Origin of the sequence: Cellvibrio sp. KY-YJ-3 (assembly GCF_008806955.1) — a bacterium.
Lineage (GTDB): Bacteria > Pseudomonadota > Gammaproteobacteria > Pseudomonadales > Cellvibrionaceae > Cellvibrio.
Genome location: NZ_CP031727.1, coordinates 4417115 through 4436443 on the forward strand (window position 1 = coordinate 4417115; position 19329 = coordinate 4436443).

Consider the following 19329-nt stretch of genomic DNA (forward strand, 5'->3'; position numbering starts at 1 on the left):
ATGGTTGATTTAAATCCAACTGCTGCGGCTACCCTCGCTGCAAGAATATACGACGTTCAAAACCCAATGTTGGTTGATTTATTTTTGAAGTTACCTTATTTCAAACGATCTGATAAATCCACCACAGCCCAACATACACACTTAAAAGCCGAAGTTGGCGGTCGAGTGGTGCTGAATCATGAAGATGGTTTCGGTGTTTGTGCCGAAGGGGGTGAAAATAATAAAGGCGAGATTTTCTTAATATTCCGTGGCACTACTATGGAAAATAAAAAGGCCGATGTACTTACTGATGCACGCATTGGCCTCTCATTCTCAAGCACAAGTAAATGGCCAGTGCATTCGGGATTCCAACACTGTTTTGAATCTATGCTACCGGCTATACGTAGCTTTTTTACATCATTTAAAGGCAGCGTCAAAACTGTTCACTGCATTGGGCACAGTCTTGGTGGCGCCGTGGCATCACTGGCTGCTGACTGGGTTGCACAAACATTGAAACTCCCAACCAAGCTATACACCTTTGGTGCCCCCAGAGTTGGCACTGAGTTGTTTGCCAAAAGTACAACATCAGCTATCGGCGAAGGCAACATTCATCGTGTCTACCACCGCACAGATCCAGTACCTATGGTTCCACTCTATCCATTCGTACATGCACCTTACGACAGACAAGGGCACTATCTTTATTCTGCTCATCCGTTAACGTCAGCCGCCGCGCACTTTATGGCGAATTACATAGCGTCGGTAGACGGGAAATCCTGGCAACAAATGTGCGATGCACCTGACCAGCCTTATACAATTGAAAGCGCAATTGAAGACTGGCTCAAATCCAAATCGCCAGTGGATACCTCATCCTCAACATTTTGGCGCTGGGTAGATTCAGCCATCATTTATGTCATTAAAAAAGTGGCGATGACGGCAATTATGGGAATACAAGCCACATTTATCAGCACTTTTACTGTTGCAGATAAAATCGCTTATATCCTCGCAAAAGGGATTGATCTGGCAGAAAACATAAGCGTATGGGTTGAGCGATTGATGCGGAAATTAATGCAGGCAATCGGAATGACTGTAGCCAAAAACAAAAAAGAACTTACTCGCAGTTTAATTCGGCAGGTTTTAACGCGCCTGAGTGAAAAAGCTAACCAGCATGCGCGTAATGCCTTGAGAAAACTGTAACGGCTTTTGTGCTATGCCTGTTCAATGCACATGCGGCAGGCATAGCTATTCACATCAAAGCTGTGAGTTTTGAATATTTTGTTAACATCACAATAAATTTATTTGATATGTCTTTCATTTTAACCGCGCTAAAAATACTTGCCTCTATCTTTCTAGTCGCACTGTTCATCACCAGTGTTTTTAAAGCTCATCCCCGGACACATAATCCAAAAAATGGCCACCTTGCCGAATATACAACGGGTTTTATTCTGTTCACTGCGTCACTAGCGGGGCTGTACTACCTTTGGAGCTAAATTAGTACTAAGAATTAGCCTGGCGAAGGCTTTGAATAGCGATTACTTACGAAATAATTGGTCGATTACCAAGCTTTGCTTAATATAGCAAATAGCTTTGCTGATCTACTGCCAATCCGGTCTGCCGCGTAGAGTGGCCCTTTGTTAAACCTGCGCACAACACTTGGGCATTACAACTGCTCTCACCAATTGCACCGACAGTAGAAGGGCATGCCTATGCAAAACTCCATCGCCACTACCAATCGCAAACTACACCCCAAATACACCCCCGTTGTGTTTGCGTTTTATATGTCGCTGATCATGGCGTTTTTGATGTCGCTGATTATTGTTGCGGCCAACAGTGGAATTGCCGATCACTACTTCCAGCAGGTGTTGCATGCTTATCGCATCGCTATGCCATCCGCATTTGTGTGTATTTTAATTGTGCGCCCGCTGGTTATGCGCCTGGTGAAACTCACCGTAAATAATTAATTGCCGCCCCTTTTTATGCGCTACTCTCGCCCATAGATCGCAGCTACGCCTCAATGAATTAGCTCAATCAATGAACTCAATAAATGCGTGGAGTAATAAATGATGAAAACAGCAGTAATTACCGGTGCTAATCGCGGCATTGGCTTGGCATTAACGCAAAACTATCTCGCCCAAGGCTGGCAAGTAATCGGCATTTGCCGCACTACATCGCCTGAGCTGGAGACCTCAGGTGCGCAAGTTATTAGCGGTGTGGATGTCACCGATGGCAAGGCAGTTGCGGCGCTCGCACAACAACTCAAGGGCAAGCAGGTTGATTTGTTGATCAATAACGCGGGAATTTTTCAACACGAGCAACTGGGCAATATCGATTATGAATCGATACAACAGCAATTTTTGGTCAACGCTGAAGCGCCGCTGCGCGTGACCGAAGCACTGCTGGGCAATTTGACCAGCGGTGCCAAAATCGCGTTTATCACCAGCCGTATGGGCTCTATTGCCGACAATACTTCTGGTGGTTATTACGGCTATCGTATGTCCAAAGCCGCACTCAATGCAGCGGCTATGTCGCTCGCACGGGACTTAAAACCACGCGGCATTGCAGTGGCAATTTTGCACCCAGGTTATGTACAAACGGCGATGGTGAATTTTGGTGGCGATATTTCCGCCGCTGAATCTGCCCAGCGCCTGACCCAGCGCATTGCCGATTTAACTCTGGAGAATTCCGGCGGCTTCTGGCATTCCAATGGCGAGACATTGCCCTGGTAAAAAACCGTTAACCAATCACGGGTGAGTGTTTTAAACGCGTAATTTTGCCCCTTGATCTGGCCCTGCGGCTCACGCTTTGAGCCGCGCTTGGGCTACACTGACAGCACTTTTTTAGATCCCTGTCTGTAGTGGCCCTGCGCCGTATCAAGGAACACAATTATGTCGACTAGCATTTCATCATCCGCAAAAATCCGTTGGGGTATTCTCAGCACCGCCAAAATCGGCCGCACCAAAGTGATTCCCGCATTGCAAAGCTCTGCACACAATGAAGTGCTCGCCATTTGTTCACGCGATAGCCAAAGTGCGCGCAACGCTGCCGATGAATTGGGTATTGCCCGTGCCTACGGCAGCTACGAAGAATTGCTCGCCGACCCGGATATCGATGCCATCTACAACCCGCTGCCCAATCACCTGCATGTGGATTGGTCGATTAAAGCCCTGCAAGCTGGCAAACATATCCTCTGTGAAAAACCTTTGGGGCTAAACGCTGACGACGCCCAGCGCCTGCTCGATGCCGCCAAGGCGCACCCGCATTTACACGCGATGGAAGCCTTTATGTATCGCTTTCATCCGCGCTGGCAAGCGGCCAAAGCGCTGATCGATTCCGGTCGCATTGGTAAATTGCTCACCCTGCATTCACATTTTTCTTACAACAATCGCGAGCCGCAAAATATTCGCAACAATGCCGATATGGGCGGTGGTGCATTAATGGATATTGGCTGCTACTGCATTTCGCTCTCGCGCTGGCTGTTTAATGCCGAGCCGACACAGGTGATTGGCCAAATCACCCCCTACGAAGATTATGAAGTGGATTGTTTGGTCTCAGGCATTTTGGAATTTGATCAAGGCAGCGCAACGTTTACGGCTTCCACTAAAATTGAAGCGCATCAATACATGGAGGCTTACGGCGAAAAAGGCAGTATTTTGCTGCCGATTCCATTCAACCCGATTAGCGACAGCGCCACTGAAATTCATATCAAACACGATGGTGAAACTGAAATTATTGCGATTGAATCCAGCGATCACTATCGCGAAATGGTCGACGCTTTTGCGCGCAGCATCCTCAACAAGCAACCGACACCCACACCGCTGACTGATGCAATTAATAATATGCGTGTGATCGATTCCGTTTTTGCCAGCGCCGCCGAGGGCCGCTGGGTAGAGCTATAGTTTGTAAACAAAAGCTCACAAACAAGCGCTGGCAAACGAGAACCGCCAAGCGCTAATTGCTCAACGAATTTTTAATGTAAAGTGCAGGAAAAAACATGCAGACACAAAAACCACGCATTGTTGTTGTCGGCGGTGGCGCTGGCGGATTAGAACTGGCCACTAAACTGGGCGATAAACTCGGGCGTAAAAACAAAGCGGAAATTACCCTGATTGATCGCAATACCACTCACCTGTGGAAACCACTGCTGCACGAAATTGCGGTGGGCACCATGGATGAAGACGTGGATGCAGTGAGCTATCGCGGTCACGCCAATGCGCATCACTTTTTCTTTCGCGTGGGCACCATGATTGATTTGGATCGCGAACAACGCGAAGTAGTATTGGCGCCCATGCGCGACGAAGATGGTGTGGAATTTTTACCCTCTACACGCATCCCTTACGATTATCTCGTCATTGCACTCGGTTCTGTCTCGAACGATTTCAATACCGCTGGCGTAAAAGATCACTGCTTGTTTTTGGACAGCCCAACACAGGCACACAAATTCCACACCAAACTGCTCAATAAATTTTTGCGTATCCAGCGTGTTACTGGCGCCGACGACAATGTGCGTATTGCCATTGTGGGTGCAGGTGCAACCGGTGTGGAACTCTCCGCAGAATTGCATCACGCCGTACACGAAATTCACAACTACGGTTTCAATGCGGTCACCAACGAACATTTACACGTAACACTGATTGAAGCTGGCCCACGTATTTTGCCCGCACTGCCCGAACGTATTTCCGGCTCAGCGCACAGTGAATTGGTAAAAATTGGTGTAGATGTAAAACTCAATACCATGATCACCTCCGCCTCTACCGAAGGGCTGCACACTAAAGACGGTCAATTAATTCAAGCGGATATCATCGTGTGGGCAGCAGGCATTAAAGTGCCCGACTTTATGGCCAACCTCGCCGGTCTGGAAACTAATCGCATCAATCAATTGCATGTGAATGAATTTTTACAAACCACCCGCGACGCGACCATTTTTGCCATCGGCGACTGCGCACAATTTGTAAACCCGGACGGCAGCCGTGTGCCACCGCGCGCGCAATCCGCCCACCAAATGGCGAGCGCCTGTTACAAAAATATTATCGCGCACCTGAATAACAAACCGCTCACCGCCTACAAATACACCGACTACGGCTCACTCGTTTCCCTCGCGAGTTATTCCACCGTCGGCAATTTAATGGGCAATCTGAGCAAAGGCAGCATGTTCATCGAAGGCCGCTTGGCGCGCATGGTTTATATCTCCTTATATCGCATGCACCAAATCGCCATTCACGGTTTACTGCGCACTGGCTTGATTATGCTCGGCGGCCGTTTAAACCGCTGGTTAAGACCGCGCTTGAAGTTGCATTGATTTAAATTCTCCGTGCAACCAACTACAGCCCTGCACAGAGGGCTGTAGTTAAACATCCCGCATAAATATCAATTCCTCGCACTACAATAATTTAATTCATCCGCAATTAGCGACATACATTCCTTTGCGCTGCACAATACTGGACATATTTATTATCCTAATAACAATTACTACAGCCTTGATGATTACAGTTGGTTGGAATAACTAAAAAGACTAAAAGATTTTTTTAACATTCGTATTGCTTCAACAACTCAATAAATTAACCATTCATGCCTCATGTTGCTGGCTTATTGTGATCAATGTCACTACTCTTAGGATGTCGCTTAAAGAAACATAGGCCCAGCCGCTAAAGGTGTCTGCTTATGAATGGCATAGACGCAATCAGCCTACAAACACTCCTTGAAAATGCCCATATAGGTGTTGTCATACATCGCTGGGACACATCTATTGTCTACGCTAACCCCACGGCGCTGAAACTGCTGCGACTCACTTATGAGCAAATCATTGGCCGGGATTTAGCGGATCCACAATGGCGTTTTATTGATGATGGCAACCGGGTGTTACACCACAATGAGTTTCCCGCTAACAAAGTAAAACGTTTTAGAAACCCGGTTACCAATGAAATCATGGGGGTTTTAGATGGCAACCGTAAAAATGCCACCTGGTTTTTAGTCAATGCTTATATGGATGAAGCGGACAAACTCGAAGACAGTTTTATTATTGTCACTTTTAATGACATCACCGACAGCAAAAATCTTTTTTCCTACGAAAATATTCTGCAAAACAGCCAAGACATTGTCATAGTTACCGAAGCCGGAGATATAGACTCACCCACCGGCCCCAAAATTATTTATGTAAACGCCGCATTTGAAAAACTAACTGGCTACAGCGCGAGTGATGTTATCGGTGAAACACCGCGTATTCTGCAGGGAAAACATACAGACCCGGACACACTCGCACGCATACGTACTGCGCTGCTTGAAAAAAAATCCATTCGCGAAAAAATATTAAATTACGGCAAAACCGGCCACCCCTATTGGCTGGACATGAATATATTCCCGCTCACTAATCGCTATGGTGACATCACGCATTATGCCGCTATAGAGCGCGATATCACTGAGCAAATGTATCACGCCGAGCAACTGGAAAAACGCAATAAAGATTTGAAACTACTGAAAGATAACCTGGAACAATTGGTATCCCAACGCACCGATGAATTGCGCATGGCCAATCAACAACTGGAACGTTTGGCATTTAATGACAGCCTCACCAATCTACCCAATCGGCGCAGTTTTAACGATCATGCCGCCAAACAAATTTTTCGCGCACAGCGCAATCAATTTTTTCTGCTGACGGGCATTTTGGATCTCGACAATTTCAAAAACATTAACGATACCTATGGCCACAGCGCTGGCGACCAGGTATTGGTCAGCTGCGCTGAGTGCATCATGCAATTTTTTCGTCAGGAAGATATTTACGGCCGCATTGGCGGTGAAGAGTTTGCATTTAGTATTATTATTGGTAACAAAAGCGATGCCGAACTTATCTGTAACAGGCTGCTCGACAGTCTGCGTGAAAAAAAGATACTGCTCGACTGCAACCAACACATTTCCATCACTGCCAGCATTGGTTACAGCTTAGCCTCACCGAATACTGAGATATGTTTTGACGAGGAAATGCGCCGCGCCGATCAGGCACTCTACCAAGCCAAAAATAATGGCCGTAACCACGCGGTCGCATTTTTAACGGCTGAGTGATTAACGTTAACCTTCCAACCCCACCCGCATCACATTCACCTGACGCCCACCCAATTTCGTGCGGCGTACAATTTCCCAGCCGCGTTTTTGGTAGTAGTCGGTGTAGTCTGTCGCGGATAGCCAGAGCTCTTCCAAACCTAAATCCAGTGCGTAATTTTTTGCGGCATCGATCAAGCTATTGCCTATACCTTGATGACGCAAATTTTCCTCTACAAATAAATTGCTGAGCCACACCGGACTGGCGCTGGTGACTTTGGGCATACGTTCGCTACTGCGATAGGTGTAATCCACCAGGCTAACGCAACCGACCAGTTGATCGGCTTGCAAGGCGATAAGCGTTTTGGGGATGGTACTTTCACGGATATGCATAACCAAGCGCTGTTGACGCAGGGCGAGAGTTGATTTTAAGCCTTGGCGCTCACATTCCTGATGGTGCCAACGCGCGACCTGCGCAAAGAATTCCGGTTTGGATTCCAGTGCGCAGACGCTGATCCTAATGTCTTTTTTTACTGCCGATAATTTCACAATCGTTACTCGATGCGCACAAAAAGCAGTGCCGAACGGGCACTGCTATAAAAAATGGGGATGCTTGAAGTGGGGCAATCTACTTAGTGAGACAGTCTAATTAATGGGACAACAGGCAGAGACAAAAAACTCCCGGCTAGCGGGAGTTTTTTAAACACCAGTAAACAGGTCCGTTAATTGGTTTTGGTTTCACCGAACCATTTTACGTCTTCACCGTGCGCTTGTTTGTCCGCGTGGTACGACGAGCGCACCAGTGGGCCGCAGGCGGCGTGTTTAAAGCCCATTTCTTCCGCGAGTTTGGTGTACTCGGCAAATTCGTCAGGGTGAACAAAACGCTCAACTGGCAAATGGTCTTTAGAAGGCTGCAAATATTGGCCGATGGTGAGCATGTCGATGTCGTGCGCACGCATGTGTTTCATTACTTCAATAATTTCTTCTTTGGTTTCGCCGAGGCCAACCATCAAACCGGATTTGGTGAGTACATCGGGACGACGCGCCTTGTATTGTTTGAGCAATTCCAGCGACCATTCGTAATTCGCACCGGGACGCGCCTGGCGGTACAAACGCGACACGGTTTCCATATTGTGGTTGAACACATCGGGCGCTTCTTTTTCCAGAATATCCAAGGCGATATCCATACGGCCCCGGAAATCCGGTACTAATACTTCCACTTGCAATTTCGGGCTGAGTTCGCGTGCTTCGCGGATACAGTCGGCAAAATGCTGGGCGCCGCCATCACGCAGATCGTCGCGGTCTACCGAGGTAATCACCACGTATTTCAACCGCATCTCCGCAATTGCTTCAGCGAGTTTGCGTGGTTCCTGTTCGTCGAGTGGATTGGGTTTGCCGTGGCCCACATCGCAGAAGGGGCAGCGACGGGTACAGATATCACCCATGATCATAAAGGTCGCGGTGCCGCCGCTGAAACATTCACCCAGGTTCGGGCAGTTGGCTTCTTCGCACACGGACGACAATTTGTTTTTGCGCAGAATAGATTTAATGCGATCAATTTCGGGCGAGGCGGGAATACGCACACGAATCCAGTCAGGTTTGCGCTGGGTTTCGTCGCGATCGCTGGCAATCACTTTTACCGGAATACGCTCGACTTTGTCGGCATCGCGCAGCTTTTCACCCTGTTTGTAGCGCTCGGTACGTTTGACCGGCTGCAGTTCGGGTACGAAAGTCGATACGGGTGGAAGGTCTGTCATAAGAATCTCGTTGTTGGCTGACTGTGCCATTAACCCGTTGCGAGCCAGGAATAGCCTTGTGAGACACGCCGTGAACCCATCCATGGGGGCTTGTCGTCGACATCCTGTCTCCGGCAGTCTCACAAGGCTATTCCTGCCTCACAACTCACTATGATGAAAATTCAGGCGTATTAATTGGCGCGCATTGTACAGGTTTCATAACCCAATTTCCGCGCAAATTCTGCGACAAGTTGGGTTTGAACATCCGCCAATGCGGGCGGATTGGGCAATAAATCTTTCATTTGCGTCATCGCCAAGCCCTGATAACCACAGGGGTTGATGCGCTGGAAGGGCGCTAAATCCATCGCCACATTGAGCGCCAAGCCATGAAAACTGCAGCCGCGCCGCACGCGCAGGCCGAGAGAGGCGATTTTATCGCCGTTCACATACACGCCCGGAGCATCCGCCTTGGCGGCAGATTCAATGTCGTAGTACGCGAGCGTGGCAATAATAGTTTGCTCGATGCGAGTCACCAGCTCACGCACACCGATGTTCAGGCGACGCAAGTCCAGCAACGGGTAGGCCACCAACTGGCCGGGGCCGTGATAAGTCACCTGCCCACCGCGATCCGTCTGGACTACGGGAATATCACCGGGGAACAGCAAGTGCTCGGCTTTGCCGGCCTGCCCTTGGGTAAATACCGGCGGATGCTCCACTAACCACAGCTGATCCGGTGTTTCCGGCGTACGCTGGTTGGTGAAATCGGTCATGGCTTGCCAACTGGTTTGATAATCCTGCTGGCCGAGGTTGATGACTTCCAGCGCTAAAGAGGATTGCGCCAAGTTACATCACCATTTTAATGCTGCGATTAATACGCAGATCTTCGTGAATTGCCGTCAGCTGCTCTACGCCTGTAGCGGTAATCCACACAGTTAATGAGTTGTAACGGCCTTTGCTGCTTTCTTTGATAGTGATGCGCGTCTGATCGAAGCCGGGCGCGTGGCGCTCCATAATTTCTATCACATAGGTATGCAGATCCGGCCCTGCCTCACCCAGCACTTTGATGGGGTAGTTTTCGCAGGGAAACTCAATTTTGGGGGGCTGTTGGTCTGACATAAGGTATCTCGGCTATCGACAAGTTGGGCAAACGGGCTGTCCTTGATACTTGCGCGGGTACTTGTCTTGGTAAATAGAGGGATAAAAGCTGGCGCAAATTATAGCCTCAGTATGGGGGCGAAATCCTCTTTAACAAGCCGGAAAAGGTGGTTTTGACTATTCAGATATAGGCTTATCCGTTATGCTCGCCGCCAATCTTGGCGTTAAAAAAACAATTATTTGCGCCAAAAAAGAATAACTTTTGCGCCAACTACGGTAGCCATCACCTACGCTGATACGGCCCCAGTGACATGTAAAAAGGATAGCCAGACTTGTCATCACACTCGCACCCACTACTCGACACCCGCCACGCCATTGAAACCCCGGAAGGTGCGCTCCTGCCGCTCACGCCCGCTGGGTTTATGGTGCGCTGTTTAGCGCAGCTGATCGACATTCTGATTCGCGGTGTGATTACCACGATTATGTTTGTCCTGCTCTCCCTGCTCGGCAAAATGGGCACCGGAGTCGCGCTGATTCTGGCGTTTTTACTGGAGTGGTTTTACCCGGTATTTTTTGAAGTGACACGCAACGGTCGCACGCCCGGCAAAAAATGGCTGGGCATTCGCGTGGTAAACGACGACGGCACACCCATCACTTTCGGGCCATCGCTGCTGCGCAATCTGCTGCGCGTGGTGGATTTCCTGCCCATGCTCTACCTCACCGGCATTATCACCAGCCTGTGCAATCGCCAATTCAAACGCCTCGGTGATTTAGCCGCCGGCAGCATGGTGGTGTACGACGCAACCACCGCCCAACACACCGACTTTGCCGTGCGCGGCCAACTGCCGGTGCCAGCCGATTTCTCCACCGACGAACAGCGCGCGCTGCTCGCCTTTGCCGAGCGCAGCAATTATTTGTCTGCCGAACGCCAGGCTGAACTCGCGGCACTCTTAGTACCGGTGATAGGCGCGCAGGACCCGGTCACGCGCATTAAACAAATGGCCAACAGCATGGTCGGCAAACACTAAGCCCACCGCTGCAGCATTCAGCCAAGGAAAAAATAGCCGATGAAACAAGGCCAATTTGAACAAACCTATCAACCCTTATGGGAATTGCTGGAACAGCAAATCATTGCGCTGGAAAGCCCCAATCGCCAGCTCTCCGGCGGCGAACTGGCGAGCTTTGCCAGTCGCTATCGTCGCCTTTGCCACTTACATGCACTGGCAACAGACCGCCATTACTCCAGCCATTTGGTGGATAAATTAGGCGATTTGGTGGTGCGCGGCCATCAACAACTTTATCGTCGCAAACAACCGTTTATGCAGCAAATGATCAGCTTTGTAGTCGCGGGTTTTCCGCGTTTGGTGCGCGCACAACAATCCTATATTTGGTGGGCGACAGCATTGCTCTATGTACCTGGGCTAATTATTTATTTAGCGATTTTGTGGCAGCCGGATTTGGTTTACACCATTACGCCACCGGCGCAAGTCAGCAGTTTTGAAGAAATGTACGATCCACAAAACCGCACCCTGGGCAGTGCACGCGAATCCGACACAAATGTGCAGATGTTTGGTTTTTATATTCGCAACAATATCGGCGTGAGTTTTCGCACCTTTGCCTCGGGCATTTTATTTGGTGTCGGCTCAATTTTTTTCCTCGTTTACAACGGCTTGTTGATGGGCGCCGTGGCGGGGCATTTAACCAATGCGGAATTTACCCAAACTTTTTTTACCTTTGTGGTGGGGCACGGCAGTTTTGAATTAACGGCGATTTGTATTTCCGGCGCCGCCGGTTTGAAACTCGGTTATGCGCTGCTGGCGCCGGGCAACCTCACGCGCACCGAATCGCTAAAACGCGCGAGTAAAATTGCCATCCAATTAATTTACGGCGTGATTATCATGTTGGTGATTGCGGCGTTTATTGAAGCCTTTTGGTCCTCCAACAATATTTTATTGCCCTGGCAAAAATATCTGGTCGGTGGATTTTTATGGACCTTGGTCATTAGCTATTTTGTCTTTAGCGGGCGCGGGCTGGATACACGCGCAGAGGGAAGCCCGTCATGAATCTGGATCAGGTCACGCTGGAAATTCGCCCGCGCTCAGCGTGGGAAGCAGTGGATTTAGGTTTGCTGATGGCCAAGCGTTGGTGGCTGCCGATGATAAAAGTCTGGCTACTCGCCAGCGCACCTTTTTTGGCGCTGGCACTCATGGTGCCAGAACATTATTTCTGGGTCGCTTTTGTATTGCTCTGGTGGTTTAAACCACTTTACGAGCGCCCGCTGTTGCACATTCTAAGCCGCGCAGTATTTAACAATTTACCCACGACACGCAGCACGTTAAAAGAATTCACCAAACTCGCGCGCCAACACCTGTTTATGAGCCTGACGATTCGCCGCTTTAGCCCCACGCGCTGCATGGATTTACCGGTGCTGCAACTGGAAGGACTTGCTGGTAAACGTCGCCAAGCTCGTTTATTGGTATTACACCGTGAAGATTCAACACCCGCCGGCTGGCTGAGTTTTATCGGGCTGTTGCTGGAAATTTTTCTCACCATCGGCATGATCACTATTCTCTGGTCGATGGTTCCGCAGGAACTGGAAATCGAATGGCGACATTTCTTTTTTAATCAGGAAAAGTCGTGGCTGCCTTATTTACAACTGGGGCTGTGGTATGTGGCCCTGGGTTTAACCGCACCTTTTTATACGGCCTGTGGATTTGCGCTTTATTTAAATCGCCGCGTGAAATTAGAAGCCTGGGATATAGATATCGCCTTCCGTCGCATTGCCAACAAACGCACCGCTTCATCGCAACTGGTTTCGCTGCTCGGCGCTATCGCGCTGGGCTGTTGTTTGTTAATCGATGCTGCACCACACGCTTATGCCGATGACCCATTGCCGACCATGGAAGCTGCGCAAGAGCAAACGGAAAATAGTGCGCAAGAATTACTTGAGCAACCACTGGGCGATTATCAGGACATTAACCGTGAGCAAGCGCAGAAAGCGATTACCGAGGTAATGCAACAAGCGGAATTTAGTCGCAAAGAAATAAAACGCACGCTCACCTTTATAGAAAAAGAGGAAGAAAAAAATTGGTTTTTTGAATTTCTTGATAAACATTTTGGCGATTTTTTTGACGAATTTGAGGATTTCAAAGGCTTTGGTTTTTTCGCCAGTGGTTTGGAAATACTCTTGTGGAGCGCCGTGCTGCTACTTGTCGCACTGGTAGTGTATCGCTACCGCCATTGGTTGTCAGCGCAATTTGTACGCATTGCGCCCACCAAGGTACCGCGCAGTAAACCGCAAACACTATTTGGTATGGAGGTCACGCAGGAGTCATTGCCCGACGATGTCAGTGCCAATGCCCTGCAACTCTTGCAACAAGGCAATAGCCGCGCAGCGCTTGCCCTACTCTACCGCGCCAGTTTGTTTCAATTAATTTATAAAGGCGCCGATATTCACGAAGGCCATACAGAAGGTGAATGTGTACAACTTATGCGCGACCTGCTGAATCATGTCTCTGCCGCGCAGCATCCGCAGCAACAACATTTACATCAGAAAATACTGCAACAACAAATCGACTATTTTGCCGAGCTAACGCGCTCGTGGCAGCAACTTGCCTACGGCCACAAGCTACCGGAATTTGCATTGGCGGAGCAGCTCTGCCTGCAGTGGAATAGTTGTTGGCTATTACCAGTCGCACCGACATCGCCAGTTGCTGGCAAGACGGGTGCGCAATGAGTAAAAAATCCCTGTCGCTGCACCAAATTATTATCTTGCTTGCGTTTGCTGCCGTGGTGATTGCCGGGCTGGTTTACTGGGCAATCAGTAACTTTCGCTGGGAAGAAAAAGAAATCGATTTAGGTTATTCCAGCGAAGCCAAACGAAATGATTTTCTCGCCGCCGAAATATTTTTGCGTAAACACGGCGTGCAAGCGACCAGCATTAAAAACCTCAGCCTGCTTGATGACCATCGCTGGCGCAATATTCCCTTGGGGCAGGACGATACCATCGTACTGATTAACGCCAATAAAACCCTCACCCAGGAACGCTATGAGCGTTTGTACGAGTGGATTGAAAACGGCGGCACACTGATTACCTCCACGCAAAACCCCTTTATCGGCTCCCACACCGATGAAGAGGATTTACTACTGCGCGATTTTGGCATCACCCCCGCCGCTGATCATGTGCCGGATTTAGCGCAGTCATTGTTTGACGCTTTTGATAACAAGGATGACGAAGAACAGGAGGAATCAGAAGAAGACTCAACCGAAGCTACTGATAGCCAAAATGCTAAGCAGCTCCCCAAACAAGAAACTGAAGAAAACACTAAACAAGAAAGCACCACGCAAGAAAATAAAGAAGAAGCAAAACAAAACGATAAAAAATCAACCACTAAAAAAACCAAAAAAGAAGATAAACCGGAAAACTATTATCGCTGCAACTTGGGTGATGAGCCGAACGAAGTAGAATTTGCCGAAGAAGAAAAACCCTTGCGTTTTGACTTTAGCCGTTACGATCCATTTTTTTATGAGGATGAGGACTACGACGAAAGTGAAACAACTGCAGAAGATGAAATATTTGCAGAGGATGAGGAAAACACGGCGGAAGTGAGCACAGAAGAAAACAACAAAAGCACCGACGATTCAGAAACATCGCACATGGTTTATTTTGAAGTTGGCGCTGGCGGCATCACCATTACCAGCGACAATACTATTTGGAGCAACCGCCGCATTGATTGTCACGACCACGCCTATGCACTCTGGAGCCTTGCTAACCACAATGGTCGCGTGTGGTTTTTAAGCAATCAGGATGCGCCCTCACTCGCCGCAATCCTGTGGCGCAACGCGCCCTATGGTGTACTCGCCGCACTGCTTGCGCTGCTGCTGTGGCTCTGGGCAAAAAGCCAACGCTTCGGGCCCATTTTTGTGAACAAGGAAACCGCGCGCCGCAGTTTGGCGGAACATATTTTTGCCAGCGCCATGTTGCTCTGGCGCAATCAGCAACACCCACAATTACTCACTGTATTGCGCCAGCAAATTTTTACTCGTCTGGTGCAACAGCATCCGCAGTTAGCACAAGCCGACAAACAACAGCGCAGTGTATTTTTACAGGAATTAACCGGCATTGATCTCGCGGCAATCCAGCGCGCACTCTATGCCGAGGATTTGCATCAACCGCAAGACTTTGCCAACGCCATCGCCCATTTGCAAACCATCAGGAAGCAACTATGACCGAGTCAATACATAGCAGTGAAAGCGCCGATATCAATTTACAAAATGCTGAACATGCGCAAGATGTCGCCACCAGTCCAGCAACAGGTGCCGATGAAAACCTGCAGCAACGTTTACAGCAAGCCAGCGCACTGGCCAATAATTTATTAAACGAAATAAAACGCGTATTAATCGGTCAGGATGCGATTATCGAACAAGTATTAATTGCTTTGATTGCACGCGGCCACGTATTAATCGAAGGCGTTCCAGGCTTGGGTAAAACCCTGCTGGTACGCAGCTTGGCAAAATGTTTTGGCGGGCAATTTTCGCGTGTGCAATTTACGCCGGACCTAATGCCTAGCGATGTCACCGGTCACGCCATGTTCAATATGGCAAAGCAGGAATTTGAAATCCGCAAAGGCCCGGCCTTCACTAATTTATTACTCGCCGATGAAATTAACCGCGCGCCCGCCAAAACCCAGGCAGCGCTATTGGAAGTGATGCAGGAAGGTCAGATTACGATTGAAGGAGAATCCTTTAAAACCGGCGAGCCGTTTATGGTATTGGCGACCCAAAACCCGGTTGAACAGGAAGGCACTTACCCGCTGCCAGAGGCGGAGCTGGATCGTTTTATGTTGAAGGTCATTATCGATTACCCCAGCGAAAACGATGAGCAATTAATGTTGCGCCAGGTTACTTCGCAAGCACAAGGCGGTTTTGGTTTGGAACATATTCGCACCCTGTTAAAACCAGCACATGTATTAAGCCTGCAAAAAATCGCCGAGCAAATTACGGTGGATGACCAAATTCTGCAGTACGTAGTAAAACTGGTGCGCGCCACCCGCAGCTGGTCAGGTATTGCGCGCGGCGCTGGCCCACGTGCTTGTATCGCATTACTCGCGGCAGCGCGTGCCTACGCATTAATCAGCAACAACACCTTCGTCACACCCGACGACGTCAAAAAAATGTTTATCCCCGCGCTGCGCCACCGTATTTTGTTATCGCCGGAATTGGCGATTGAAGGCATAGCGGCCGAGCGGATATTGCACAATATTTTATTGCAGGTTGATGCACCGCGGAATTAATTGGATTTTTAAATCCGCGCCCTTGAAATAAAGGCTTCATTTCGAAAACGCATGAATACATCCCTGCAGCTCCCTCAAGTCGTCCATGACTTGAGGGTTTCGAAATAAAGCCTTTATTTCAAAACCGCTAACACCAATACCACATCAAAATATTTTCAGCCCAACCGGAAATTTTATGCGCAGAAAATGGATTCCCAGCTCACGATTGATTACCGCGTTTTCGCTGTTGGGCGCAGCGGTTTTTATTAATGCCTTCAGCAAAAGTTATTTTAATACGGGGCTGGCCGACTATTTACCCGCAGCGCTGTTTGGTGGGCTGATAATTATAGCGCTGCTGGATTTTATGTTGTCGCGCCGCCTGCCTCCAGTAGAAATAACTCGCGAAGTCGCCGGCAACCTCGCTGTGGATAAGTGGGCACCGGTAACGCTGCGCATTAAACATCGCTTCACCCAGCCCACGCAGATTAAAATTTTTGACGGCGTTCCCAATAGCGCCGACCACGACAACCTGCCACTCACCATTGCATTACAACCCAATCACAACAGCCGCAACGAATATCAATTGCGCCCGCTTGTGCGCGGTGCAGAACAGATTAAGCAAGCGCAGGTGGAGTTTTATAGCCCACTCGGTTTCTGGGCGATTCGCTACTGGACGGGTGACATAACCCCCATCAAGGTCTATCCGGATTTTGTCGCCATTGCGAATTACGCGATTCTCGCCACCGAAAATCACACCAGTCAAATGGGCATTAAAAAACGTCAGCGACGCGGTGAAGGTATGGAGTTTCATCAATTACGCGAATATCGCCAGGGCGACAGCTTGCGTCAATTGGATTGGAAAGCTACCGCGCGCCGCCAGAAATTAATGGCGCGGGATTATCAAGACGAACGCGACCAGCAAATTGTATTAATGATCGACAGCGGCCGACGCATGCGCGCCAAAGACGACGAACTCAGCCATTTTGATCACGCGCTTAATGCGATGTTACTCGTCAGTTATATTGCATTGCGCCAGGGCGACAATGTCAGCCTGCTCAGTTTTGGTAGCGAAGGCAACAAAAAACACCGCTGGATTCCACCACAAAAAGGCGTGGAGCGTGTAAAAACTTTGCTCAATGGGATTTACGATTTGCAAGCCACCCAAGCCACGGCAGATTACATCACTGCCGCCGAAAAACTCGCCATCCTGCAACCTAAACGCTCACTGGTAATTCTCGTCACCAATTCCCGCGACGAAGACAACAACGAATTATTACTCGCGGTAAACCTGCTGAAGAAACGCCACTTGGTCATGGTCGTTAACATCCGCGAACACATTCTGGACAAACTCGCCGACACCCCCGTCCGCGATTTTGATGACGCCCTGCACTATGCCGGCGTACAACAATTTTTACACGAGCGCAGCGAAAGCCACCAACAACTAACCTCCTCCGGTATCTACGCCATCGACTGCACCGCCAATGAATTAGCAGTGCGTGTAGCGAATGCGTATTGGGAAATTAAGGGGGCGGGGGTTTTGTAGCCTGGCACGAGCAATCCAAACGGAAAAACTCGCATGGCATTAGCCATAGCTATTAGCCTTTTTTCGTACACACTGAGAAACGAGTTTTATCCAAAGTAATTTCAAATTTTTATTTGATAAAAAACCGAAAAACCACTCTTATACACTAGGATTTTCATAGCTCTCATTATGGGATACAATCCCACCGGCGTTATTTCAGCGCAATTAACTCGGATTAACAACTTAGGGATATTTATGAAATCAATAGTTAAGAAATATTTAATTTTATCTATATCGATGCTTTTTTCTACCACAGGTCTCGCAGATTATCCTCTCGCCATATTAAAAAACGGCACCGATACAACAGTTGTTTCAGCAAAAACATATGAAGACAATAGCTTTGCCGCCACTCATTTAATTGGTATTACTAAAAATGGAGAAAATGTATTTCTGGATCCATTAGCACCTGCCAAGTTTGGTGCACCAGAGATTGAGATTATGCATGGTTATTGCGCAGTTATTTCAGATAACAGCTTATTTACTGGAACGAAAACTCGATATTTTGGAGAAGGGAAGTACAATTTAAAAAGAGACTATGGCTATACAGATGGCATTAAAGCATTGGCATTATACTGGAGCGGAAGAAACACAAAATGTCAAACACTCAAAGATATACCAATTATATTTAATGCAGAAAAAACCCAGCTTTTTCCACTAATAGACACCAGTCAACAAAGATTGTATTTCACTAAAGTAACCAACCCAACCGGTTTTGGAAATGCCATTAGCGAGACTTATTTTGCCACCGAGTCCACCAAGCGCTACGTGCGATTAAATGATTTTTTCTACGTTAAAAATGGTGCCTTATTTTACGATGTGCACAGCAACCGCGGCGGATTTATTGATTCCGCTTTCTTGTTGAGTGTACCAAAATGTTACGAAGTGGAGATCACTGACACCAATACATACATAAGCAAAGTATACAGAGCAGGCATGCACAATTTGAAATCAGACTTTAAGCAGGTTCATGTTGCTGATGCAAAAACCATTTCAAACTGCATACCAGAGCGGACCACAGGATTAATAGCATCGGAATATGACGACCTGCCTACTTTCTCCGCCGATTATTATCTAGCTGCTAATGATGATATTTCAAATGCATATGGACGACAGAACTTCAAGGCAGCCAGATTGCATTGGGATACACACGGTAAAAAAGAAGGAAGAATTAGCTCACCAAGCTTTAATGTAAAAGAGTATCTACAACTTAACCCCGACTTGGTTTCTGCATTTGGAAACAGTTACGTCAACGTTATTGAGCACTTTAAAAATTACGGCATAAAGGAAGGGAGGCAGTCTAGCCTGAGTTTTAACGTGAGACAGTACTTATCACATTATCCAGACTTACAAAATGCGTTTGGAACAACCGGGTTTTTGAAAGCTCACAACCACTGGATTCATAGCGGCCTGAATGAGGGAAGAAGATCTTCAGCTACATTTTATGTAGCTAGTTACCTGACAAAATACTCTGATCTTGCTACCGCATTTGGTAACCGCGACTATGTTCGCGCGTTAGTTCACTATCACCAGTTTGGCATATCAGAGGGAAGAACAGCTAACTAACTAAATACAGCCGCTTGGACAACAAAATCAAGCGGCTGTATCTACCCCAAGAATCAAAAAAGTACTCCTTTGTAAA

Annotated in this window: 17 protein-coding genes; 13 read left to right on the forward strand and 4 right to left on the reverse strand. The window is 48.2% G+C overall.

Translation table 11 applies throughout. The annotated features are described in order from the left end of the window. The 6 genes from D0B88_RS18665 to D0B88_RS18690 all read left to right on the forward strand — a co-directional run bounded on the left by D0B88_RS18665 (position 1) and on the right by D0B88_RS18690 (position 7029). A complete protein-coding gene (locus tag D0B88_RS18665) occupies positions 1-1173 on the forward strand; it encodes a lipase family protein (protein ID WP_151059043.1) in 1173 nt (390 codons plus the stop codon). A gap of 509 nt (positions 1174-1682) precedes the next feature. Next, a complete protein-coding gene (locus D0B88_RS18670) occupies positions 1683-1937 on the forward strand; it encodes a DUF2798 domain-containing protein (protein ID WP_007644850.1) in 255 nt (84 codons plus the stop codon). A 99-nt stretch (positions 1938-2036) separates the two neighbouring features. Next, positions 2037-2702, forward strand: a complete 666-nt coding sequence (locus D0B88_RS18675) for an SDR family oxidoreductase (RefSeq protein ID WP_151059045.1) — start codon at positions 2037-2039, stop codon at positions 2700-2702. A 159-nt stretch (positions 2703-2861) separates the two neighbouring features. Continuing rightward, entirely contained in the window at positions 2862-3872 is a 1011-nt protein-coding gene (locus tag D0B88_RS18680) for a Gfo/Idh/MocA family protein (RefSeq protein WP_151059047.1), read from the forward strand. A gap of 95 nt (positions 3873-3967) precedes the next feature. Further along, positions 3968-5272, forward strand: coding sequence for an NAD(P)/FAD-dependent oxidoreductase (locus D0B88_RS18685; protein ID WP_151059049.1), 1305 nt, complete (start codon positions 3968-3970; stop codon positions 5270-5272). A 362-nt stretch (positions 5273-5634) separates the two neighbouring features. After that, on the forward strand, positions 5635-7029 hold the full coding sequence (locus D0B88_RS18690; RefSeq protein ID WP_151059051.1) for a diguanylate cyclase: 1395 nt from the start codon (positions 5635-5637) through the stop codon (positions 7027-7029). Positions 7030-7035: 6 nt separating this feature from the next. On the opposite strand, the gene D0B88_RS18695 is transcribed toward D0B88_RS18690, so the two are convergent. The 4 genes from D0B88_RS18695 to D0B88_RS18710 form a co-directional block, all read right to left on the reverse strand. Next, positions 7036-7554, reverse strand: a complete 519-nt coding sequence (locus D0B88_RS18695) for a GNAT family N-acetyltransferase (protein ID WP_151059053.1) — start codon at positions 7552-7554, stop codon at positions 7036-7038. A 173-nt stretch (positions 7555-7727) separates the two neighbouring features. Next, positions 7728-8762, reverse strand: a complete 1035-nt coding sequence (gene lipA / locus D0B88_RS18700; RefSeq protein WP_151059055.1) for a lipoyl synthase — start codon at positions 8760-8762, stop codon at positions 7728-7730. 170 nt (positions 8763-8932) lie between these two features. Further along, positions 8933-9583, reverse strand: a complete 651-nt coding sequence (lipB, locus tag D0B88_RS18705) for a lipoyl(octanoyl) transferase LipB (RefSeq protein WP_225318464.1) — start codon at positions 9581-9583, stop codon at positions 8933-8935. Position 9584: 1 nt separating this feature from the next. Further along, complete coding sequence (locus tag D0B88_RS18710; protein WP_007644831.1) at positions 9585-9857, reverse strand: YbeD family protein; 273 nt, start codon at positions 9855-9857, stop codon at positions 9585-9587. A gap of 311 nt (positions 9858-10168) precedes the next feature. On the opposite strand from D0B88_RS18710, the gene D0B88_RS18715 reads away from it, so the two are divergent. The 7 genes from D0B88_RS18715 to D0B88_RS18745 all read left to right on the forward strand — a co-directional run bounded on the left by D0B88_RS18715 (position 10169) and on the right by D0B88_RS18745 (position 19253). Beyond that, positions 10169-10864 (forward strand): RDD family protein, encoded by a 696-nt coding sequence (locus D0B88_RS18715; RefSeq protein WP_007644828.1) that lies wholly within the window; start codon positions 10169-10171, stop codon positions 10862-10864. Positions 10865-10903: 39 nt separating this feature from the next. Then, the gene (locus tag D0B88_RS18720) at positions 10904-11899 is read left to right on the forward strand and encodes a stage II sporulation protein M (RefSeq protein ID WP_151059057.1); all 996 of its coding nucleotides are present in this window, start codon (positions 10904-10906) and stop codon (positions 11897-11899) included. Continuing rightward, entirely contained in the window at positions 11896-13572 is a 1677-nt protein-coding gene (locus D0B88_RS18725) for a hypothetical protein (protein WP_151059059.1), read from the forward strand. The genes D0B88_RS18720 and D0B88_RS18725 overlap by 4 nt, the downstream gene beginning before the upstream one ends. Next, entirely contained in the window at positions 13569-15065 is a 1497-nt protein-coding gene (locus tag D0B88_RS18730) for a DUF4350 domain-containing protein (protein WP_151059061.1), read from the forward strand. Before D0B88_RS18725 ends, D0B88_RS18730 begins: the two co-directional genes overlap by 4 nt. Beyond that, positions 15062-16129, forward strand: coding sequence for a MoxR family ATPase (locus D0B88_RS18735; RefSeq protein ID WP_151059063.1), 1068 nt, complete (start codon positions 15062-15064; stop codon positions 16127-16129). Before D0B88_RS18730 ends, D0B88_RS18735 begins: the two co-directional genes overlap by 4 nt. Before the next feature lie 175 nt (positions 16130-16304). Continuing rightward, positions 16305-17651 carry a DUF58 domain-containing protein gene (locus tag D0B88_RS18740; protein ID WP_151059065.1) on the forward strand — a complete coding sequence of 449 codons (1347 nt, stop codon included), beginning with the start codon at positions 16305-16307 and terminating at the stop codon, positions 17649-17651. A gap of 234 nt (positions 17652-17885) precedes the next feature. Next, entirely contained in the window at positions 17886-19253 is a 1368-nt protein-coding gene (locus D0B88_RS18745) for a hypothetical protein (RefSeq protein WP_151059067.1), read from the forward strand. Positions 19254-19329: the final 76 nt, after the last annotated feature.